The sequence below is a fragment of the Antarcticibacterium flavum genome (genome assembly GCF_006159205.1).
In the GTDB taxonomy this organism is placed as follows: Bacteria; Bacteroidota; Bacteroidia; order Flavobacteriales; family Flavobacteriaceae; genus Gillisia; species Gillisia flava.
The window spans coordinates 4,142,426-4,163,921 of sequence record NZ_CP040812.1; the positions used below are offsets into that span (position 1 = coordinate 4,142,426).

Here is a 21,496-nt window from a genome sequence, read left to right on the forward strand (position 1 = left end):
TGTGGGTTGTCGGTTGTCGGTTGTCGGTTGAAAAAGGTGGAGAGAGGAAAGTGGAGGGTGGATAGTCAGGAGTTGTTATGTTGTAGGGGTTGGGCTTGCCCCTACCCGGAAGTTGGCAGTTGCGGTTGTCGGTTGTCGGTTGAAAAAGGTGGAGAGAGGAAAGTGGAGAGGTCCTATGTTTGTATAAAAAAGCACAAGTTTCAGAAAAGTAGAGTAATTTAAAAGTGATAACTAACTCTAAAACTGAAACTTATGCAAAAGCAAGTTACAAAATTAGACTATACGGGCAAAGATATTTTTGTGGGCATTGACACTCATAAAAAGAGCTGGAATATTACGACAATGATGGGGCTATTTTCCAAAACCTTTAATGCACCTGCAAGTCCAGAGACTCTCCGGCATTATTTGGACAAGAAATTTCCCGGAGGAAACTATTTTAGTGCCTATGAAGCTGGATTTGCTGGATTTTGGCCTCATTATCAACTTCTTAAATTAGGGATTAATTCTATTGTGGTCAATGCAGCTGATATCCCTACGACCATTAAAGAGAAGGTTCAGAAGACAGATGTAAGGGACAGTAGAAAAATTGCAAAATCCTTGCAGAATAGAGATCTTACTCCCATCTATGTTCCCTCCTAGGAGTGTTTAGATGACAGAAGTCTCTGCAGGTATAGAAATACTGTTGTAAAGGAATTATCCAGAACAAAAAACAGAATAAGATCGTTTATCAATTTAAATGGCCTCAAAGTACCAGAAGATATCCCAGAAGGGAGGTGGCCGAAAAGATTGATAAATTGGTTAAAAGAAATTGACTTGAGTTTGTCTCTACGGCTAACTTTAAATGGATTGCTGGAGGATTATGAGCGACTAGCTGAGAAAAAAAAATGCATTACAAAACAAATAACTGAACTCTCCAGAACCAGCAGATATGAACAAGATGTGAAACTGCTTCGGAGTGTACCAGGAATCGGACTGGTAATAGCTATGGCCTTTTTAACTGAATTAGAGAATATGAATCGGTTTAAAACTTTTGATCAACTTTGCAGTTTTATAGGCTTTGTTCCTTCCACAAAATCCTCTGGAGAAAAAGAAAGTGTTGGCGAAATTACCTCACGAGCTCAGGTTATTTTAAGACCACTTTTAATAGAGGCTTCCTGGATAGCGGTTCAAAAGGATCCTGCATTAGCTTGCAGATATGCCGAATTATGTCACAAAGGTCTAATGCCAAATAAAGCAATCATTAGAATTGCAAAAAAGCTATTAAGAAGAATACGATTTGTTCTAAAGAACAAAGAACTATATAAATTAGAAGTTGTATAATCTCTATAAAATTTCAATCCAATGAGACCGTTCACTTTCCACTGCAGCGATTTTGCGACTGTTATCGGAGAGACTACGGCTCATTATTCTTTAATGCTGAACAAGACACTGCAGCGATAAATCGACTGCTCATAGAAGGCTGTTTTATAGAATTACAACATCCGGGCACCCCAGGTAAGCTATGAAGACCGTGAGTTTTCTTAGCCATACCCGACATTGAATAATTGTAAAACCCCTTAACAAGAAGGGGCTCTACTTTTTTCATCGTCATAAACCCTATTGCTGTTGAGTTGCTCTCCAGCAGAGCTCAATTCCTCTTCGGATTTATGACTTAAATTTATGAAATTTTTAGCTTCTGGAACTTGGTTTACAACATAGAAGTGGATAGTCAGGAGGTGTTATGCTGTAGGGGTTGGGCTTGCCCCTACCCGGAAGGTATCGGTTAAAAAAGTTGTAGGTTGTAGGTTGTGGGTTGTCGGTTGTGGGTTGTCGGTTGTGGGTTGTCGGTTGTGGGTTGTCGGTTGTGGGTTGTCGGTTGTGGGTTGTCGGTTGTGGGTTGTCGGTTGAAAAAAGTGGAGAGAGGAAAGTGGAGAGTGGATAGTCAGGAGGTGTTATGCTGTAGGGGTTGGGCTTGCCCCTACCCGGAAGGTATCGGTTAAAAAGGTTGTAGGTTGTGGGTTGTCGGTTTGGGTTGTCGGTTGTGGGTTGTCGGTTGTGGGTTGTCGGTTTACCGTTTAGGGGTGATTTTTCTTGGAATTTGGAATTTGGTGTTTGGAATTTGGAAATTTGGTGCCTGGAAATTTTTGCTCTGCCGTCTCTTCTCTCTATTCCTGTCTCTTGTTTCTTGACTCTTGTTTCTTGTTTCTTGTTTCTTATTTCTTGACTCTTGTTTCTTGACTCTTGCCTCCGGGCTTTATTTTAAACCAGCGGCATTGCAAAGGTGAAAATAGTTTCATCTTCTGCGGAGTGGACTTCAATGTTCCCCTTATGTGCGTGAGCGATCTCCAGGGAGATATATAGTCCCAGCCCAAGGCCTTTTTTTCCTGTTTTAGCCACATCTCTGTAAAATGGTTTAAAGAGATCCTCTATAGCTTCAGTAGGAATCTGGGAGCCATTATTTCGCACCTCTAATTTAAATTCCCCATTTAAGGATTCGACGTTTACCGTAACTGGAGTCTTTTCATCTCCATGAAGATCGGCATTTGAAAGCAGGTTCGAGAACAATTGAGAGATCCTGTTGTGATCACAATTTACAGACTTCTCCAACTTATATTCTACCTGGATTTCCCTTTCAGGAGAAACGGCCTTTACTTCATTGACTACCTGCTTTAAGGATTTTTCCAGCAGTGCGTTATCTTCTTTCTTTTGAAGGATAATTCCTTCCCCTAACTTACCTCTTGCAAAATCAAGAATATTATCGATCAATGCCTCCATCCTAAAAGAGGTGGATTTTATCATTGCAGCATTACGTTTTACCATTTCTTCCTTGGAAAACTTCAGCATAATATCTGCACTCATCCGGGTGGTGGCGATAGGATTCTTAAGATCGTGGCCAAGAATGGCGATAAACTGCTCCCGTAGCTGGGTGTTCTCGAGTTCTTCTTTTAATTCTTCAGTAACCTTTGCTTTTTCATCTATTGCATCCAGGTGAAATGAAATAAGATCTGCAAACAAACTAAACATATCCTTCACCTCCTTAGTGGAAACACTGGCAGGCTTAGGATCCAGGGCACAAAGAGTTCCGAAAAAACTTTTGTCCTTACGGTAAATGGGTACAGAGACATAACTCTGAAACTTGTATAATACTGGCACGGGATGGTTGCAATACTTATCGTCCTTCTCAACATGGTCTATATATACCGGAAGGTTTGCCGCTCTAACCTCATCGCAAATTGTGGTTTTGATGGGCAGTTCATCCCCGGGTGCCAGTCCAAAATCCAGGGAATCCTTAACAGAGCAGGTGATCCATCGATCCTCGGTCACCCGGGCAATGGCCGCAAACCCCAATCCTGTGGTGTGGCACACAACATCAAGTAATTTTGAAATAATTGGAATTTGATTTACGGCAGCAACATCTTTTGAAAGATTTGCATTGTTTGATGGTGATTTGATCGTTTTGTTGGTTTTAGATGCTAATTGGCTAAAATAATGTTATTTTCTATAATCTGCAAAAGCTGTCCTGAAACCGGAAAGATAAATTCCAGGAGGGCACAAATTAGAATTCCTCATCGAGGATCAACACTCTTTCCTTACGCCTTTCTATCCTTTTTCTATGAAAATCCAAATTGTGATAAATACTTAATCTGGGGATATGCCGGTGTTCAAAGCTGGTTGGCCCTTTATTATACCTAAAGGTCCACATATATCCTGCCTGTATCTGGATATTTTCATTTAAAATATATCCCAGTCCTAGGAACACCCGGTTATCCTCCATGTAATTATAAGTTATGGTTTCTCCTGCCTGTATAAAGATTTCCTCATAGAAGGAGGCGAATAGAGTTTTGTTTACCAGCTTATAATTATTCAGGGGATAATATCCCGAGATTTTATAACGAAACCTATAGGTAAGCTCAAATGGAGAATCTACAACATAATCCCTTCTCCAACGCTGCTCGAACCTAAATGTGTGATAGAGCTTTAGGCGGTCAAAAGGTTGTACCAATAAAACCTGCTGCCAAAGGCGATATTGCGGCACCACATTGTCCTGGTCTGGAAGATCCTGCTGCGGCGCCCAGTAAAAGGGTGTAACAACTCCCGCAGTAAGTTCCAGCCTGTTGTTCACCAGGTAAGTAAGTCCAAATCTTAAATAAACCTGGGCCATATCCTCAATAAAATTGTTCGTACGCCTGTAATGATATTCCCCGTAATAGAACATCTTTTCATTAAGACGGTATTTGGTATAGGTTCCCAGCCATAATCCCCTTGTATGGGTATAATCTTTTTCAACAGAGGTTGTAGGTTCTTCTGTAACCTGAGAAAATTGTGCTTTTATATCTTCTGAAACTAAAAGAAGTAAGATAAATACAAATAGAGTTTTTTTCATGCTACAGGCTATTGAGTAATTCCACACTTTCCTCTAAAGAATCACTCCTTTGAAGGCGACGTTCAAGTCGCCGGGTATTTTTATCTTCTAAAAACACCAGTCTTTCCTGCATTTGCTGCACCAGTTGAAGCTCTTTCAGGATCTCTGTTGGTTGAGAAGATTTTTCGCCCGCCCGGGCAAGGATCTTTTCAATTATCTCCTCTGTCACATAATTGTAAAGCCTTTTCTTTTTTCTTACCGGCACCTGGTCACTAAAGGTGAAAGGATCAAAGGTATATTCTGTGTAAAGCTCATCAATCTCTTCCCTGCGGGTAGCAATATTAATGGCCGTGGTATGTATTTCTTTCATGATTTCCAGGTTCACAATAAGATCCTGGCCAATGGAGATCTTCTCATTCAAATCCTCTTCCCTCACAAATCTTTCCAGCTCCTGCTTATAGATACTCTCTCCAAAGTCCCTCCTTGTTTTTCGTAAGAGATAATCTACCAGGCCGTAATTGGATGGGAATTGATAAATACTGTCCATTTTTATCTTTTGCCGGGAGATATTTTCATTAAGTCCGGAGATCTCCCTGGATGTTTCCAGGGTCTCCAGTTTTCCAGCAAGTCTTTCTACCAGGGAATCTCCCACCAGGTTCCTGTCCCTGAAATTCTCTACTATATAATGAAGGAAATTTTCCGGTTTTTCTTCCGGTTTGTATGTAAATATCTTTGTTTCCTGTTCTGTTTTAACCGTATCACGGGCAAGCAAATTCCAGGCATAATCCTTAAGTAAACCTTCCCTATTGTAGTATTCTACCTGTTCCTTGCCCAAAATATTGTTCCAGGGACGTATATATTCATTGATCTCTTCCTGTTCCTCGATCCAACCTAATATAATTTTTGTTTCCCCGTCCTGGGCGAGATTAAGACTTTCAATCCTAAGATTATTCAATTCCTGAAGGTTAGTGCGGTATTTTGCCTCAATTTTACTCCAGTCTGCCAGTAACCTGCGCTCCTCTGAAGACAATGGATAAAATCCCCGGTTAGTGCCCAGGGGCAGCCGTTGTGAGAGATCAATATCCTGATCGAACCGAAAGATCTCCTCTAGAATTCCCATGAGAGCATCTTCCCCCATTTGTTGTTCTTTAATATATTTGGAAGTTCGGGGATAACCATCACTAAAATGTAAACTAAGGGGTTTACCTGCAAGTTCTACCTTTGATTCTTTTTTAGCAAGTGCAGCCTGTAATCCCTGGCTTAAAGGAAAATCCAGCTTTTTGGGCCCTTCACCATTGCTCCTGGTTAGGCTTAAAAGCACTCCCTGGTCATATTGTCGGGTTTCCCTAAGATCTTTCTGGTGGTAATTGAAGCCCCATTCTCCTATCATTAAACCATCTTCCAGCCTTCCAAAAACACTTAAAATATCTTCTGTTTCATTTGCATGGAAGTATTCAAACTCTCCATGCATAAGGCCATTCCTCATTTCTGTATGAAAATATTTCAGCCGTTTTTCGGGTTTTTTATTGGCGTAAAGTGTACTTTCTAAAAGGATCTCACCTTCAGGGAAACCCTCGAGATAATTCATTTCCAGATACTCATCTATGGTGTAAATAGAATAATCCAGGGAAACATCAGAAATATTGTTAATGGAAACAAGATGCTTTCTGTTTTCATAGATCCATTCACCCACTTTTTTATTTTCATCATAACTGCCTTTCCAGGAGGAATAAGTGGCCGAATTCTGTGAATCTGGAGATCGTTCTTCTCGAATAAAGGAGAAATCACCGTGCTTTATTTTACGTCCTTCCTTATCTTCATAATACTCAAAACGGGCCGTTCCCGTAAGACCGGGGCAGGGGTGTAGGTGCTGTCATATTGCCTGATTTGCTGACTATTGCCTTCAAATATTCCTGTGAAAAAAATACCAATAAAAAATATTTGGTGTAAATGTTTTACCATATAAATTAATTTGCGAGCATGTGGTAGAATTAATTACGCCCTTTAAATCGTCTGCTAAAAAGCAATCATCGTTCCAAGGCATGGGAAAATAGTGATGATACGTGCCAATTACGGGAATAAACAAGAAGGAAATTCTTTTTTAATTTCCTTTATTCCTATATTTTTTAATTAACTGATGTTCTGTTAAGCTTTAACCAGTTCGTTTTAAATGAGTTGTCAAATATAATTTACGAAATTTTATTTTTTATATAGCTGAAAATTGATTTATTCGTTCTGGATTTATTTGTGTAATAAATTAGTACAGCTCAACAATCCTTTAGCTGCTCCCCATTATTTTGGGTAATATTTCTACAGGTGAGGAGATTAAGCCTGTTAAAATAAAAAGGGATATGTTCTTACACATACCCCTTCAGTTTTTATTTTTGAAATAACTTATTCCATTTTATTTAATCGAAGCACTTTGCCTTTTTCATGATCTGTTACCAGGAAAATTGAGCCATCCCGTGCCTGGGCAACATCTCTAACGCGCTCTGCCACCGGTACTCTTTCAATTTCCTCTGCCTGTTCCCCTGTAATTTTTACTACCACGATCCCGCTGCTGGTAAGTCCGCCAATTATGGCGTGATCCTGCCACTCAGGATACATTTCTCCATCATAGAATATCATTCCGGAAGGTGAGATTGTTGGAGTCCAAACAATCACGGCATCTTCAAACTCCGGCCTTGTATCGTGATCTGGTATTTGGGAGCCGTCATAGTTCCTGCCCCAGCTTACTACCGGCCAGCCATAATTTTTTCCTTCCTGCACCAGGTTAAATTCATCACCGCCCATAGGCCCCATTTCAGCAACCCACAAGTTTCCGGTATTTGGATCAATAGCAGCACTTTCAATGTTTCGGTGACCAAAGGACCAGATCTCATCCCTGGCATTGGAATCATTCACAAAGGGATTATCATTTGGGACCGTACCATCCTTGTTGATCCTCACTATTGTTCCCATATGGTTGGTGTTGTCCTGTGCAGGATCGAATTGAAACCTTTCAGCCAGGGTTAAAAGTATATGTCCGTCATCTGTGAAAACAATTCGTCCTCCAAAATGTTTATCTCCTTGAATGGCAGGTTCCATGCGAAAGATCACTTCAAAATTCTCTAGACGGTCATTTTGAAATACACCCCTGCCTAATGCGGTGGTGGCAGTACTGTCGGCACCCATTTCGGCAAAAGTTAGATAGATGTAATTATTCTGCTCAAAATCCGGATCCAGTGCCACATCCAGCATCCCTCCCTGTCCTTTGGCAAAAACCTCAGGTGCTCCCTGGATTGGAGCTGATACATTATTTGCAGTGTCCATTACACGAAGGGTACCGGCACGTTCTGTAATTAGCAGTCGGTCATCCGGTAAAAAGGCCAGTGCCCAGGGATGCTCCAAATCCTCTGCAATGGTTTCAATGGTGATGGCTCCCTGGTCTCTTTCCACTGTAGGCTTCTGCGCAAAGAATAGTCCCGTACAGAAGAAGCATAGAAGAAATGTCTTTAAATTCTTAGTCATAGTCTTTTTCATAATATATTTTTGATGGTTAATAAGCTAAGTATCTAAGTTACCACTACTTAAAAAACCTGCCAAAGGGCTTAATAAACAGTTAACAACTTGAAGGGAGACCGCTGCGCTGCTAGATACTAGATTATAGACCGCTTCGCTGTTAGACAAGCTTTTCGTGTTTGTTGTTCGGTGTTTGGTGTTTGTTGTTGGTGGGGTTATTGTGTTGCGAGAATATTTATCATTTTTTCGAGGATATGGGTTATTTAACCACAGAGTTTCACGGAGTTTTTCACGGAGGACGCGGAGTTAATTCACTAAAGAAAGTTTGATGAACAGCTTTCTTTCTTACAGTATGTTACAATTAAAAAAACTCCGTGAAACTTGCTTTTTAACGGTATAACTCTGTGGTTAAACCCGGGCCATTTGATAGTATGATATTAACCACGATTGCACCGAGTCCAGCCTCTAGCCTCTAGACTCCAGACTCTTTTTTTCTCAATTCTCAATACTAACTACTCAATACTACCTAATCTCCAAACTACTATACCCCTGCCCATTCCTGGTGAGCTGGATTTGGGTTGCTATTCTCTCTTTAAGGGAATCCACGTGGCTTATAATTCCTATGGTCTTCGAGGATTCTGCCTGCAATTTTTCCAGGGTATCGAGGGTTTGATCCAGGGTTTCAGGATCCAGGGTTCCAAAGCCTTCGTCAATAAAAAGACTGTTGATCTCCACATTTCGTGAAGCAAGGTCGCTTAAGGCCAGGGCCATGGAGAGGCTTAGGAGAAAGGTTTCCCCGCCAGATAAAGTTTTCACAGACCTTCGTTGCCCTCCCATATGTTCATCTATAGCTACCAGCCCGTCATCTTCATCTTCTTCCGGCTTGTCCAGGCGGTACCTGTCACTAAGGTCCCGCAGGCGGATGTTCGCAAGGTGGAGTAACTGACTCAAACTTAGGTCCTGCGCAAAATCGTTGAATTTTTTACCCGTAGAATCCCCAATGAGTTCATTGAGAAGCCTCCATCGTTTGATCTCCTTTTCCTTCCCGGAGATCTCTTTCTTAATTTTTTCGATCTTTTCCCTGTTCTCCCGGTCGTTAAGCAGGAGCCTGTTAAGATGTTGACATTCTGCTCGCAGGCTTTCAAGTTTCGATTTGCTCTCCTGCTGTCTCAAACTAAGTTCTTCCTTTGTGTCCTTTACATCTGCCTGGCGGGAGCGCTCTAATTGGGAATTAAGCAAATCCAGAGACTGGGAGTTTTTGCTTATCTCCCTGCCAATATTCTCTCTGGCTTGATAAAGTTTATGATATTCAGGATCTGGTAAAAGAGCATTTCCTGCCAGGGTGACATTTTCAAATCCTTTCTCCCGCACCATGCCGCTGAGGTCTTTTTCAAGGGTAGTGAGTTGGCTTCCTGCAGTTTCGATCTTCTTTTCCAGTTCCCCAATTTCAGCAGTGATAGCTTTGTCGAGTTCTGTAAGCCGGGTCCACCTGGTTTGCAGCTTTTGCGTATCTGCATTAATATCCTTCCCGGTATAAATAGATTCCAGCTTCGCTCTCAACTCCTTTCCCTCTGCACTTATCTCCATCATTTTTTCAATAAGGGGGAGTCCCGTCTCCACACACTGCAGGCTGCGCTGTTGCTTTTCATATTTTTCAAGGCTTTCGAGGGTGTTGTCAAGGTTCTCACAAACTTTTTTCCAGTTGGTTCCCCCTTCCCGTTGCAGCTCCCTGTAATTTTCTGCCAAAGATCTTTGCTGTTCTTTCAGTTCCTGCTGCCTTGCTTCCTTTTGCCGGTTTATTTCTTTCAAAGAGTTGGAATGTAGGTTCAGGGTGGTTTTATGAGCAGTGAGTTTTCCTGACCAAATTTGATAATTCTCTTCAGCTTCTTTCAATTCCTCATCCAGCTTGTCGCCTTTGGCAGGAACGCCTTCAGCAAATGGATGATTCGTAGCGCCGCAAAGGGGACAGGGTTCCCCATCTATAAGGTGGGCGCGATGCTGTTCAAGATCTTTCAGCAATAATTCATTTTGCTTTTTAAGGCTTATGATCTCTATCCGGTCGCGGCAGGTCCTTACTTTCCCTTCAGCCACTTTGATCTCCTGCGGAAGTTCCTTTACCAGCGGTAGGAGTTTATTTTCTTCAGAATTCAACCTATTAATTTCATCCGCTATAGTATCTATCTTTTCTGAATGGCTTACAGCTTCCCGAGCCAGAAGGAGGTTCTTTTTGATCCTGATCTTTTCCGATCCTGTTTCCTGCAAATTCACTTCCTGAAGTTTGGGAAGCAACGTGTTAATTTTTTCTTCTGAAGCTGCTTTGATCTCCTGCAGTTCCTTTCGTGTGGAGGCAGGTTCCCGTTCGTTCAGGTCGCAGGCCAGTTCCCTGGTCTCTGTTTTGAAGATTTGCTGAAGGTGCTTAAATTCTGAACCTTTATTTTTTAACTCCTCCTGAAGATTCCTTACTTTTTCTGAAAATTCCTCAAGCCTTGTTTCCACTTCTTCCTGTAAGGTTTCCAGTTTGGTGAAACCGCTTATGTCCCGCAGGCAATCCTGCAGCTGTTGCAATGTTTCATTTTTTCGCTGACTCCTGGATTTAAAATCCCTATCCAGGTTGGCACAATCCAGCGTAAGTCGTTTCCAGTCCCTTAGTTCTTCAGCAAAATCCCGTACCTTTTCGTGCTGCTGTAGCTGGAGTCCGTAGCCGTCAATGAATTCCTTTAGGCTGTCCTCAGCTCGTTTTTTTTCAGAAGAGATCTTATCGATCTCTTTTAATTGTTGTTCTATGGTATTCTTGAGTTCGACATTCTTCTCAAGGGATTTAATCTCTTCTTCCAGGGGAAGGCAGTTCTTTTCCTTTTCCTGGAACTTGGCGGTGATCTCCACCAACTGTTCCTCTTCCAGCAGGTCCTTATTAATGACCGCTATTTCATCCTGCTGTTTTTGTATCTCTGCATTTACCAGCTTGTGTTTTTCCCAGGCCATCTTTCCCAGCTGCCGGTAGATCCCGGTGCCGGTGATCTTTTCCAGCAGTTCCCCACGCTCATCCTTTTTTGCTTTAAGAAATTGCGCAAATTCCCCCTGCGCCAGTAAAACAGATTTTATGAACTGGTTATAATTAAGCCCAATCAACTCCTCGTTCTTGCCCGGGACATCAGATTTTTTAAGGTCCAGAACAGCGCCGGTACCCTCATTGATGATCTCCATGTCATATTCCCTAAGATTCCCCGTGCGGGCGGTGGAAATGTTCCAGTGGGAGGTGTAGATCCCGGTTTTGCTTTCATAAGTCACCTTTGCAAAGGCTTCTTTTTGATTGCGGGTAAGGATGGCTCCTTTGGAGAGGATCTCATTCCTGCTTATTTTTCCCAGGCGCGGCACGTGGTTGAACAGGGCAAGAGAGATTACATCAAGAATGGTGCTTTTCCCGCTGCCGGTTGGACCCGTAATGGCGAAGAGGGAACTATGGGTAAAAGGTGGAGCCGTAAAATCTATAAGGCTTGGACCTTTAAGGGAATTTATATTGGAGAATTCTATTTTAAGTATTTTCATTTTTTAACCTGCATTTTCTTTTTGCTGTAACTCTTCGAGCAGTTCATCAAACGCCCCCAGGATCTCCCGGTGTGTATTTTCATCATACGCATGCCGCTCAATAAGTTCTGTGAAAACTTCCCGGGGTTTTAGATCCTCCAGTTGCCTGTTGTTATAGATCTCGCCTGCACCGCTAATTTTATTCCTGAAAGAAGCCCTGTGTTTTACGATCTCAAAACCCGGCTGTTGAAATCCGGTCACCAGCTCATCGAGTAAAAAGATCTTATTGGCATCATAATCTTCTTCCTGCATCTCCACTTCAATAAGAGTATCTAGTTCCTTAACGCTTCCCGGCTCCCTTAATTTTTGCTGAAGCTCTTCCAGGCTGCCACTTATTTTCAAAAGGCTGCGGAAGACCGGAACCGGAATACTTTGAGGTTCTCCTAAAGCGGCCGTGTCCAGCAACAGAACTCTTTTTTCATCCCGCCTTTCACTGAAAGATAGTGGCAGGGGAGAGCCGCTGTAGTAAGTTGGTACGGCTGCATTGACCTTTTGGGGTTTATGGATATGCCCCAGGGCGATATATTCAAAATAGTCCCCGAACTGAAGCGCATTAAAGGCTGCCTGGTTCCCAATTTGAATATCCCGTTCACTCTCAGAAGTTTCGGCCCCGGCAGCAAAGAGGTGGCCCATAGCAATGGCCGGCACCCCTGGAAATTGCTGTTCACAGATCTCTGCTGCTCTGGAAAAAGTAAGCTGAATGCCTTTTCGAAGGGCTTCCAGCCTATCCTCATACGTATGCCCATCCCCGGCACTTCGAAGATCTGAATCCCTTAGATAGGGTAGGGCGGCTATCACTACTTCTGTTTCGCCCTGCTCATTTTTTACCGGTATAATTACCTCCTCCAGGTCTTCCGGGAGTCCGCCAATTACGTGCATATCCAACTCCCGCAGGATCTCTGCAGGGGCATTGAGCATAGCAGGGGAATCGTGGTTCCCGCCTGTGAGGATGATCTTGCAGTTGAACTTACGCAGCTCCATTAGAGCGCGGTAATATTGCCGGCGGGCATCTGAAGAGGGATTGGCAAGATCAAATATATCCCCGGACACCAACAGGACGTCTACTTTCTCTTTTTCAATGGTGTTTCCCAGCCATTTTATAAAAAGATCAAAGTCCCTGGCCAGGTCGTGTTTATGCAGTTTTTTACCTATATGCCAGTCGGCAGTATGGAGGATCTTCATGAATTCAGTTTTTATTTTTCAGCAGTTTCCGAAAATAAGAAAACTACCGGAAAAGATGAGTATGCTTTTAGAAATGTAAAAATAAGTTTGCAGGGCGACAAGAGGTGACGTTATTGGCTGCAATTACAATGAAATTAATCTTTCTCTTCAGCAGCCATTCAGAATAAAACAGGAGATATATGGCTTCAGAAAAACAGAGAACCTATTGGAGCAATTTTTGTTTTTGCTTCTCAAATTCTTCCGCAGTAATTACCCCCTGGTCCAGTAATGATTTAAGTTTGGTTAACTCATCTGCAATGCTAAATACTGGAGAGGAGCTGCCGGGTGTAGAGCGATTATTATATGCATTAATATATTTCGCGCACAGGGCCTTTATCTCATTCGCCTCTTTTTTCCAGAACCCGTGAACGTGTATGGGATCATTGCCCGTACTTTTTATTGTAATAGTAGAACCAAATAGGTGGCTGTCCACAGTCACTCCTGTAATATTTTTAAAGTGAAGGGTTTCGGTATCTTCAGAGACCAGGTGAAAGTTCTTCCTTCGAAATTCTATATGCTCCTCGTCTATGACCAGTACATTGGGCGTAAAGGGATGAAGGTCCCGGGTCAGGGTTCTAAGGAAATAATTTGATTTAAAGATTACCGGCTCTGTCATATTGCAAGGTTGATGTTACTGCACAATTTAAAGTTTTTAATCAAAGCCTGCAATAGCTGTAAGTAATGTAGATTTTGTTTGACCAGTCCTTAAGAATATTCTGTATTAAAATATTCTTAATGCCTTTCCATAGCTGCATCAATTCAATTATATTAAAAGAGACAATGAAGGACCAAATGAAAACTGAACCATCCCCCGGTTACTATCCGCCTTATGAGGAAACGCTGAATGTTATCTCCCATGGCTTTGGATTTGTTTTAAGTATCCTTGGCCTGGTGTTGCTTATTGACCGGGCAGCTAATTTTGGAGATTCTGTCCTCCTGGCTAGTTTTAGCATTTTTGGAGCAAGTATGATCCTGCTCTATGCGGCCTCTACATTTTACCATAGCGCCACCAATAAAAGATTGAGGTACAGGTTAAATATCCTGGACCACGCCGCTATTTATGTACTTATTGCCGGCACATATACCCCTTTTGCCCTTGTAACCATCCAGGGAGTTACGGGGTGGAGTATGTTTGGTGTAGTTTGGGCTATGGCCTTAATTGGGGTAATACTAAAATTATTCTATACCGGGCGTTACCATACTCTTTCTACTGTAATGTATGTGGTAATGGGTTGGATCATTGTGTTTGCCATCAAACCTCTTTTTGAAAACCTGGACCTTCCCGGCCTGCTGTGGCTTTTTGCCGGTGGTATTTCTTACACTTTGGGGGCAGTTATCTTTAGTCTTGACAGGATAAAATACAATCACGCCATCTTTCACCTGTTTGTACTTGCCGGCAGTTTTTGCCATTTTCTTTCTATTTATTTCTATGTTTTACCCGGAGAACCTGTAGGGATGTGAGGTACAGAATACCCTTCTAAATTTTTGGTGTAATATTTGCAAATGTGATAGTAATACTATTACCTTTGCAGGTATAAGGTTTAAATAATGAAGCAATTATTTTCAGGGTTAAAAATTGGAGTAAACGAGGACCTCTATGTCAAGGATCCCGAGTCCTCTGCTTTGGGAAAGAAAATAGTAGAAAAAAGTATTCTACTTATTGATGAGATTGGATTTGAAAGTTTTACCTTCAAGAAACTGGGGGTGGAAATTAAATCCAACGAAAGTAGTATTTACAGGTACTTTGAAAATAAACATAAGTTATTGCTCTATCTCACTTCCTGGTATTGGGCCTGGAAGGAATATCAACTTGTTTTTGCAACCAACAATAATGAGGATGCAGAGCAGGTGCTGGAAACTGCAATTAATATTTTAACCAGGCGTGTCAAAAAAGATTCACTTACTTCTCACATAGATGAAGTAATTCTCAATCGGGTGGTGGTCAATGAATACTCCAAGTCCTACCTTACAAAAGAGGTAGATAAAGAATATAAAGACGGGTACTTTGAAGTATACAACCGTCTTATCCTCCGGCTAAAAAAGATGATACTGGCAGTTAATAACAATTATCCATTTGCCGCTGCCCTTGCCAGTACAGTGGTGGAAGGTGGGTTGCATCAACATTTTCTAAGGGAACATTTTCCTGCGCTTACAGATTGTAATGAGAATATAAGCCCGGCCGAGTATTTCAATTTCCTGGTCCTTTCATCTTTAAAATATCAAAAGAATGGCTAAAAAAACTAACTCTTCTATTAAAAGGCTTACCGGCCTTTTAAAACTTGACAGGAAGGATATTTTACAAATCATTTATTATGCAATCTTCGCAGGATTATTGAATATGGCCGTTCCGCTTGGAATACAGGCCATTGTAAACCTTATCCAGGGTGGGAGGGTGAGCACTTCGTGGATCATCCTGGTGATCCTGGTAACCGCAGCTGTTGGTTTAGTGGGGCTTCTGGAGATTATGCAAATTCGAATTGTGGAGAATATTCAGCAAAAAATATTTACCAGGTCATCTTTTGAGTTTACCTACAGGTTTCCGCGAATAAAAATGAATGAATTCAAGAATGTTTATCCGCCCGAGCTGGCAAACAGGTTTTTTGACACCCTTACTGTCCAAAAAGGGATATCAAAAATCCTTTTGGATCTACCGGCGGCCGTGCTTCAAATCTTTTTTGGATTGATCCTGTTATCCCTGTATCATCCATTTTTTATAATTTATGGTCTGCTGCTTGTAGCCCTCATATATTTTGTTTTCAAATTTACAGCTATGCGTGGGCTTGAGACCAGTTTGGATGAATCCAAACACAAATATAAAGTGGCCCACTGGCTACAGGAAGTAGCCCGGTCCTTATTAAGCTTTAAAATTTCAGGAAGTACAAGCCTGGCGATGGACAAGAATGACAGGCTAACAGACAAATACCTGGGGGCACGGGAAAATCACTTTCAAATCCTGAAGATCCAATTCATAAAACTGGTTGTATTTAAGGTACTTGTAACCGGAGGGTTGCTCGCAATAGGAGGTATGCTTGTACTAAACCAGGAGATGAACATAGGACAGTTTGTTGCTGCAGAGATCATTATACTTCTTATACTGGCATCTGTAGAAAGATTAATAAAAGGCCTGGAGGTTATTTACGATACCCTTACATCCCTTGAAAAAATGGGCCAGCTTGTGGATAAAGAACTGGAAAAGGAAGAAGGCAGAAACAGGCTGGATGATAAAGGGCCATTGAACCTTGAAATTAACGATGTAGGCTACAGGGTAGATAGTAAAACGATACTTTCAGATATTTCCTTTGACCTGGCAGCGGGCGAAAAAGTATTGCTTAAAGGCCCAAATGGAAGCGGCAGGACAAGCCTCTTAAAACTTGTTGGTGGGATAAATGAAATAAGTCAGGGAAATATTTACATAAATAATGTTTCCATCAATGGTCTCAAATTGAATGAATACAGGAAGAGGCTGGGGATTTTTCTTGCCGAGGAATTTCCTTTTGAAGGGACCTTACTGGAAAATATAACTTTTGGTGATCCAAACGTTCCCGAGAGGGATGTATATTGGGCAATTGAACACGCGGGACTCTCCCAGTTTGTAAAGGAGCAGCCCGAGGGCATTCACACAGAAATCCTTCCGGAAGGAAAATACCTTTCCACCTTAATAGGAAAAAGGATCCTTTTGGCACGGGCAATTGCTAAAAAACCGGATATCCTCATACTTAAAGAACCTTTGGAGATGTTTGAACAGGAGGAAGCAAACAGGATGCTTGAGTTCTTTACAGATCCTGCTCATAAATGGTCAATCTTGGTAGCCAGCCAAAACCCGGTTTGGGAGAAAGTATGTAATAAAATAATACGCCTTGAAAAAAGGGGTGATAAACATAAATTTTAGAGATTATGCTTAATATATCTCAGGAAAAATTAAATAGAAAAGTAGATCTTTCCCAATATAAGGCAGGAAAACGCGCTTTTCATCACAGGCACAATAAATGGTTCAACAGGATCCTGCTGGGCTTCAGCATCCTGCTGTTAATAATTTTATTTCTACCCTGGACGCAAACGGTAAGCGGTAAGGGAAGTGTAACTACTTTAAGCCCTGAGCATCGCCCGCAAACTATTCAATCTCCCATCCCGGGGAGGATAGAGAGGTGGTATGTGCAGGAAGGGGATTTTGTAAATAAAGGAGATACTATTATTCATATTTCCGAAGTGACCAACCAATACTTTGATCCATTACTGGTAGAGCGTACCGGGGAGCAGCTCACCGCGAAATCAGGTTCAGTAGAATCGTATAGAGGCAAGGTTACAGCCCTGGGTTCACAAATAAATGCTATAAATAATGAAAGAGCATTAAAGACGCAACAGGCGGCAAATAAGCTGCAGCAGGCACGATTAAAAGTAAGAAGCGACAGTATTGACCTGGAAGCGGCCCAAACCAATCTTCAAATCGCCAGGACCCAGTTGGAACGAATACAGCAATTACAACAGGAGGGATTAATGGCCCTGCCAGATGTGGAACAGGCCAGGTTGAAACTTCAGGAGACCCAGGCGAGGGAGATCTCTGCCAGGAACAGATTGCTTGCGAGTGAGAATGAGGTAATTAATGCGGAAATTGAGATAAGCCGGATTGATGCTGAATATGACGATAAAATTTCCAAGACAGAAAGCGATTTGTTTACAGCACAGTCCAATCAATTTGATGCTGAAGCACAGGTAAGCAAACTGGAAAATGATTTCACCAATTACAGCATCAGGAACCAGATGTATTACATTCTGGCCCCACAAAGCGGATATATTAACCGGGCTCTTCGCGCGGGGATTGGAGAAACCTTTAAAGAAGGTGAGCGCCTGGTAGGTATTATGCCGTCTGATTTTCAATTGGCGGTAGAAACATTTGTACGGCCTCTGGATGTCCCTCTTTTGCATAAGGGTGAGAAGGTAAGGGTGCAGTTTGATGGGTGGCCGTCAATTGTTTTTAGTGGCTGGGAAAACCTGTCTTTTGGTACTTATGGCGCTCGCGTTGTTGCAGTAGAAAACTTTATAAGTCCTAATGGATTGTACCGGGTACTCCTGGAACCAGATCCAGATGATCACCCCTGGCCACGCGATGTGAGGATTGGCAGTGGAGCTTCAACCCTGGCTTTGCTGGAAGAAGTGCCAATATGGTATGAGATATGGAGGAATCTTAATGGATTCCCGCCAAATTATTATCAGCCTCAAACGGCTGCAACAGATAATGTAAAATAATGAGAATTAAGAACTTCCTTATTATCCTGATAATTTTACTGGGGGAAAATCTACAGGCACAGGAGCGGTTGCCGCAGGTCCTTACCTTTGAGGAATATCTGGCATTTGTAAAGCAATATCATCCCGTCGCAAGGCAGGCAGGATTACAATTGAGTATGGCTGAAGCTGAGCTGCTGCGTGCCAGGGGAGGGTTTGATCCAAAAATAGAGGTAGATTATGACAGAAAGGAATTTAAGAATACAGAGTACTACGATATCCTGAATTCCACTTTCAAAATTCCCACCTGGTATGGGATTGAGCTTAAAGCAAATTTTGAACAGAACCAGGGGTATATCTTAACCCTCAAAAAACGGTGCCAGAGGATGGGCTTTTTAGTGCAGGGGTATCTGTAGATGTAGGACAGGGAATGTTTATAAATCAACGTATGGCATCCCTTCGTACTGCCAGGATCTACAGGGACCAGTCCTTGGCAGAGCGTGACCTTATGGTAAATGAGGTGCTTTATGACGCAGCATTGGCATATTTCGACTGGTTAAGGGTTTATAATGAAATGATCATCTATGAGGGTTCCTTGAAAATGCCGTGGAACGATATGACGGGATTGCAAGGAATGCCAGGCTGGGGGCAATTCCTGCCATTGATACTGTAGAAGCAAGGATATCTGTCCAAAACAGGATCCTGGATATGGAGCAGGCGAGAGTAGATTTGGTGAAGGAGCGGCTGGATCTTTCCAATTTTTTGTGGCTTGACAATAATACTCCCGTAGAGTTACAACCAGATATGATGCCGGACACCAATCTTCTTCCAAAAGTAAATGTAGTCCTGGACCTGCCGGAAATAATTGAACCGGGCGTTATCCCCGAGAATCATCCACAGCTTAGATCAATGGAATTGGGATTACGTGCCCTGGAGGTGAACCGGCGGCTTATGGCCAACAGGTTATTACCGGAAATAAATCTTGAGTATAATTTTCTTACCCAGGAGCCCGATGAGTTTCAAAGCCTTACACGTGCCAATTATAAAGCAGGGGTGAGATTTAGTTTTCCCTTGTTCCTTAGAAAGGAACGCGGGGAACTGCGGCTGGCGAATTTCAGGATACAGGACGCAGAGTTTGATTTGCAGCTCAATGAAAGACAGTTGGAGAACAGGTTGCTGGCCGTATTCCAGGAATTGGAGTCTTATAGCATTCAAACGCAAATGGCAGTGGAAATGGTGGAGAATTATGCCACGCTCCTCGCGGCAGAAGAGCGCAGGATGAGCTTTGGAGAAAGCTCCCTATTCCTTATTAATACCCGGGAGACCAGGTTAATCGAGGCGCGCCTTAAACAAAACGATATCCTTAATAAATACCTGTACGCAAAGGCAAGGTTGTTTCGCAACCTGGGGATCATTCCCAATGCCGATTAAGTTAAAACGGAAAACTTAAAAGCAGAAAGCGACAGCGGAAACCGGGAAGGAAGACCGGGGTGACCCCCGCAATAAAATGAAAAAAAGCTATATAAAATTAAATGTAGGTTTCCACTGCACGCCAGGAAGTCTTGATCATTCTGCTTTTACTATACTAAATTCTGCCCTTGACCCTCCAGATAAGAGAACATCCAAATGCGCATAAAGCACATAGATATCATTTCTTTTTACAGTTGCTGTGGTTGGAAAAACAGCTCCTGTAGGGAATTCTGCTATTAAAGATGCAGATTCCCACCTGTCATTGGTTCGAAAGGTTTGTACGCTGGCATTTTCGCCACCAAAATCATTACTTACTATGACCAGCTCATTAGGGTTCTTAAGGTAAATACCGTCAGGAAAATTGAGTTCTACCGGGAGATCTACCGCCGTAAAATTATCGGGAGTGTCCATAGGGAATTTTATAAGCTCTCCAGAATCTGTCTTGCTTACCAGGAGAAAACCCCTGGGATCATAATCTATTCCGTTAAGGCCAAAACTACCTTCTGCAGGTATGAAGTCTTCATTTTCATAGAAAATTTTGGCATTTCCCTGCAGATCCACTTTATAGATTACACCGGCAAAACTATCTGTAACATAGGCATTCCCATGCTGGTCTACAGTAACATCATTGGCGAAATTGGCTCCCGGGGTCAAACCTCCAAGGTCTGTATAAAATATCCTGTTTCCTTCCAGATCATAAGCGCCAAGCCCTGCCAGCGATTCCAGGGAGGCATTGGCCACCAGCACCCGTTTACGGGTATGGTCAATGTGTATCCCTATTGTAGCAACAAGATCATCGTCACTCACCCATACTGAATATACCCCGTCTTTCACCTGCCCAATATTCCCGCGCGTAATTGATGTAATAAGAAAACGGTCATTTCTTATATCATATTCTATCCCCTCGGGATATAGATCCTGTTCTTCAATAGTTATTACCTGTGCTTTATGAGCCTTTTGCTTTGCACTAAGGTTTGCAACCTCATTTATTTCATTTACATCATGAGTGTTGGCCGTACAGGCAAAAAGTAAAACAAGCAGCAACCTTGCAGAGGTTGAAAGGAAAGATATTTTCATAACTTAGAATTTATGTTATTAAATGACTTTGCCGGGAGGATCTTAATTTCAGTTTAAAGTTAAAAATCTTTTTATTGAGTTTAGCCTAATAACCTATAAATCAAATTGTTATTGTAATAATTACGGGAAATCCTGTATTTATAATTATTGGTGTTCGATTAAAAAAAATTAAAATTTTTTTTAGTCTTTTATATAAATAGCCTGAATACATATCAACCTCAACCAGGGAGTGGTTTTGGATCTGAAATAGTTCAGGGAAATTCAAATTTTTTAATAATGGTAAACGATTATTTTCCACACACTCAGTTTTTGGTCTGGATTCTATATTCCAGCAGCGTGAGGGATCTGGAATCTTTTACCGGGCAGTATGAATTTATATAGTATTTTTACTGGACCTAGAATTTTTACTTATGCTTGAAGATTTAAAAAAGAATTCCCTCTTTAATTTTGAAGAAGCCCTGTTAAAGGAAATCGAAGAAACCGGCAGCCTTAAAAAGTATAAAGGAGGGGATAAACTTATAGAGATTGGAGATTATGTAACAGCCATGCCTTTGCTGCTTAATGGAGCCGTAAAAATCCTGAGGGAGGATAAGGATGGCGATGAACTATTATTGTACTTCCTGGAAAGTGGGGATACCTGTGCGATGACCCTTTCCTGTTGTCTTGGACAAACCCGCAGTGAAATACGAGCTGTGGTTGAGCGGGATGCTACTGTAATTATGATACCCATAGCTAAAATGGAAGAATGGACTTCAAAATTCAAATCCTGGCGCAACTTTGTCTTTGAAAGTTACCACAACAGGCTTTCAGAAATGCTGGATACCATAGACACCATTGCATTTCTTAATATGGACCAGAGGCTTATGAAGTATTTAAGGGATAAGGCAATGATCAATAAAAATGACCTGCTGCAGGTTACCCACCAGGAAATAGCCTATGATCTCCATACCTCCCGTGTAGTGATTTCAAGGTTACTTAAAAAACTTGAAATTGAAGGTAAAATAACATTGCAGCGCAATAGCATAAAAGTAGTAGATCTATAGCTAAACCATCTCTAATCTATTTTCCTAAAGAAAGGTG

At 41.9% G+C, this 21,496-nt stretch carries 19 protein-coding genes; 10 read left to right on the plus strand and 9 right to left on the minus strand.

The features are described from left to right. Positions 1-252 precede the first annotated feature (252 nt). Both FHG64_RS18125 and FHG64_RS18130 read left to right on the plus strand, forming a co-directional pair. Positions 253-639, plus strand: coding sequence for a hypothetical protein (locus tag FHG64_RS18125; protein ID WP_139067702.1), 387 nt, complete (start codon positions 253-255; stop codon positions 637-639). A gap of 147 nt (positions 640-786) precedes the next feature. Next, positions 787-1,320, plus strand: coding sequence for a transposase (locus FHG64_RS18130; RefSeq protein ID WP_139067703.1), 534 nt, complete (start codon positions 787-789; stop codon positions 1,318-1,320). Positions 1,321-2,238: 918 nt separating this feature from the next. On the opposite strand, the gene FHG64_RS18140 is transcribed toward FHG64_RS18130, so the two are convergent. From FHG64_RS18140 to FHG64_RS18170, 8 genes are all read right to left on the minus strand, one after another. Then, complete coding sequence (locus FHG64_RS18140; protein WP_394344227.1) at positions 2,239-3,432, minus strand: GAF domain-containing sensor histidine kinase; 1,194 nt, start codon at positions 3,430-3,432, stop codon at positions 2,239-2,241. Positions 3,433-3,535: 103 nt separating this feature from the next. Continuing rightward, complete coding sequence (locus tag FHG64_RS18145) at positions 3,536-4,363, minus strand: DUF2490 domain-containing protein (RefSeq protein WP_139067705.1); 828 nt, start codon at positions 4,361-4,363, stop codon at positions 3,536-3,538. 1 nt (position 4,364) lies between these two features. Then, the gene (locus tag FHG64_RS18150; RefSeq protein ID WP_139067706.1) at positions 4,365-6,035 is read right to left on the minus strand and encodes a hypothetical protein; all 1,671 of its coding nucleotides are present in this window, start codon (positions 6,033-6,035) and stop codon (positions 4,365-4,367) included. 101 nt (positions 6,036-6,136) lie between these two features. After that, the gene (locus FHG64_RS19275; protein ID WP_168191389.1) at positions 6,137-6,304 is read right to left on the minus strand and encodes a hypothetical protein; all 168 of its coding nucleotides are present in this window, start codon (positions 6,302-6,304) and stop codon (positions 6,137-6,139) included. Positions 6,305-6,736: 432 nt separating this feature from the next. Further along, the gene (locus FHG64_RS18155; RefSeq protein WP_218937532.1) at positions 6,737-7,864 is read right to left on the minus strand and encodes a PQQ-dependent sugar dehydrogenase; all 1,128 of its coding nucleotides are present in this window, start codon (positions 7,862-7,864) and stop codon (positions 6,737-6,739) included. A 501-nt stretch (positions 7,865-8,365) separates the two neighbouring features. Next, a complete protein-coding gene (locus FHG64_RS18160) occupies positions 8,366-11,389 on the minus strand; it encodes an AAA family ATPase (RefSeq protein ID WP_139067707.1) in 3,024 nt (1,007 codons plus the stop codon). 3 nt (positions 11,390-11,392) lie between these two features. Continuing rightward, positions 11,393-12,610 (minus strand): exonuclease SbcCD subunit D C-terminal domain-containing protein, encoded by a 1,218-nt coding sequence (locus FHG64_RS18165; RefSeq protein ID WP_139067708.1) that lies wholly within the window; start codon positions 12,608-12,610, stop codon positions 11,393-11,395. Between the two features lie 202 nt (positions 12,611-12,812). Beyond that, complete coding sequence (locus tag FHG64_RS18170; RefSeq protein WP_139067709.1) at positions 12,813-13,265, minus strand: SHOCT domain-containing protein; 453 nt, start codon at positions 13,263-13,265, stop codon at positions 12,813-12,815. 176 nt (positions 13,266-13,441) lie between these two features. Here FHG64_RS18170 and trhA point away from each other — a divergent pair, with 176 nt between their 5' ends. The 7 genes from trhA (at position 13,442) to FHG64_RS19700 (ending at position 19,300) form a co-directional block, all read left to right on the plus strand. Then, entirely contained in the window at positions 13,442-14,110 is a 669-nt protein-coding gene (gene trhA, locus FHG64_RS18175; protein ID WP_139068019.1) for a PAQR family membrane homeostasis protein TrhA, read from the plus strand. A gap of 87 nt (positions 14,111-14,197) precedes the next feature. Beyond that, positions 14,198-14,884 (plus strand): TetR/AcrR family transcriptional regulator, encoded by a 687-nt coding sequence (locus tag FHG64_RS18180; protein ID WP_139067710.1) that lies wholly within the window; start codon positions 14,198-14,200, stop codon positions 14,882-14,884. Beyond that, positions 14,877-16,538 carry a peptidase domain-containing ABC transporter gene (locus FHG64_RS18185; protein ID WP_139067711.1) on the plus strand — a complete coding sequence of 554 codons (1,662 nt, stop codon included), beginning with the start codon at positions 14,877-14,879 and terminating at the stop codon, positions 16,536-16,538. Before FHG64_RS18180 ends, FHG64_RS18185 begins: the two co-directional genes overlap by 8 nt. Before the next feature lie 5 nt (positions 16,539-16,543). Then, a complete protein-coding gene (locus FHG64_RS18190; RefSeq protein WP_139067712.1) occupies positions 16,544-17,893 on the plus strand; it encodes an HlyD family secretion protein in 1,350 nt (449 codons plus the stop codon). Then, entirely contained in the window at positions 17,893-18,285 is a 393-nt protein-coding gene (locus FHG64_RS19690) for a hypothetical protein (protein WP_246054185.1), read from the plus strand. The genes FHG64_RS18190 and FHG64_RS19690 overlap by 1 nt, the downstream gene beginning before the upstream one ends. Further along, positions 18,246-18,542: a hypothetical protein gene (locus FHG64_RS19695; RefSeq protein ID WP_246054188.1), complete on the plus strand. Its 297-nt coding sequence runs from the start codon at positions 18,246-18,248 to the stop codon at positions 18,540-18,542. Before FHG64_RS19690 ends, FHG64_RS19695 begins: the two co-directional genes overlap by 40 nt. Then, positions 18,476-19,300, plus strand: coding sequence for a TolC family protein (locus FHG64_RS19700; RefSeq protein WP_246054189.1), 825 nt, complete (start codon positions 18,476-18,478; stop codon positions 19,298-19,300). Before FHG64_RS19695 ends, FHG64_RS19700 begins: the two co-directional genes overlap by 67 nt. 135 nt (positions 19,301-19,435) lie before the next feature. On the opposite strand, the gene FHG64_RS18200 is transcribed toward FHG64_RS19700, so the two are convergent. After that, positions 19,436-20,416, minus strand: a complete 981-nt coding sequence (locus FHG64_RS18200; RefSeq protein ID WP_139067713.1) for a hypothetical protein — start codon at positions 20,414-20,416, stop codon at positions 19,436-19,438. Between the two features lie 410 nt (positions 20,417-20,826). On the opposite strand from FHG64_RS18200, the gene FHG64_RS18205 reads away from it, so the two are divergent. After that, positions 20,827-21,459 (plus strand): Crp/Fnr family transcriptional regulator, encoded by a 633-nt coding sequence (locus tag FHG64_RS18205; protein ID WP_139067714.1) that lies wholly within the window; start codon positions 20,827-20,829, stop codon positions 21,457-21,459. The last annotated feature ends 37 nt before the right edge of the window (positions 21,460-21,496 follow it).

Coding starts and splice junctions, on each gene's coding strand:
- FHG64_RS18125 (WP_139067702.1), top strand. CDS start 253: ATGCAAAAGCAAGTTACAAAATTAGACTATACGGGCAAAGATATTTTT.
- FHG64_RS18145 (WP_139067705.1), bottom strand. CDS start 4,363: ATGAAAAAAACTCTATTTGTATTTATCTTACTTCTTTTAGTTTCAGAA.
- FHG64_RS19275 (WP_168191389.1), bottom strand. CDS start 6,304: ATGGTAAAACATTTACACCAAATATTTTTTATTGGTATTTTTTTCACA.
- FHG64_RS18155 (WP_218937532.1), bottom strand. CDS start 7,864: ATGAAAAAGACTATGACTAAGAATTTAAAGACATTTCTTCTATGCTTC.
- FHG64_RS18160 (WP_139067707.1), bottom strand. CDS start 11,389: ATGAAAATACTTAAAATAGAATTCTCCAATATAAATTCCCTTAAAGGT.
- FHG64_RS18165 (WP_139067708.1), bottom strand. CDS start 12,610: ATGAAGATCCTCCATACTGCCGACTGGCATATAGGTAAAAAACTGCAT.
- FHG64_RS18170 (WP_139067709.1), bottom strand. CDS start 13,265: ATGACAGAGCCGGTAATCTTTAAATCAAATTATTTCCTTAGAACCCTG.
- trhA (WP_139068019.1), top strand. CDS start 13,442: ATGAAAACTGAACCATCCCCCGGTTACTATCCGCCTTATGAGGAAACG.
- FHG64_RS18180 (WP_139067710.1), top strand. CDS start 14,198: ATGAAGCAATTATTTTCAGGGTTAAAAATTGGAGTAAACGAGGACCTC.
- FHG64_RS18185 (WP_139067711.1), top strand. CDS start 14,877: ATGGCTAAAAAAACTAACTCTTCTATTAAAAGGCTTACCGGCCTTTTA.
- FHG64_RS18190 (WP_139067712.1), top strand. CDS start 16,544: ATGCTTAATATATCTCAGGAAAAATTAAATAGAAAAGTAGATCTTTCC.
- FHG64_RS19690 (WP_246054185.1), top strand. CDS start 17,893: ATGAGAATTAAGAACTTCCTTATTATCCTGATAATTTTACTGGGGGAA.
- FHG64_RS18200 (WP_139067713.1), bottom strand. CDS start 20,416: ATGAAAATATCTTTCCTTTCAACCTCTGCAAGGTTGCTGCTTGTTTTA.
- FHG64_RS18205 (WP_139067714.1), top strand. CDS start 20,827: ATGCTTGAAGATTTAAAAAAGAATTCCCTCTTTAATTTTGAAGAAGCC.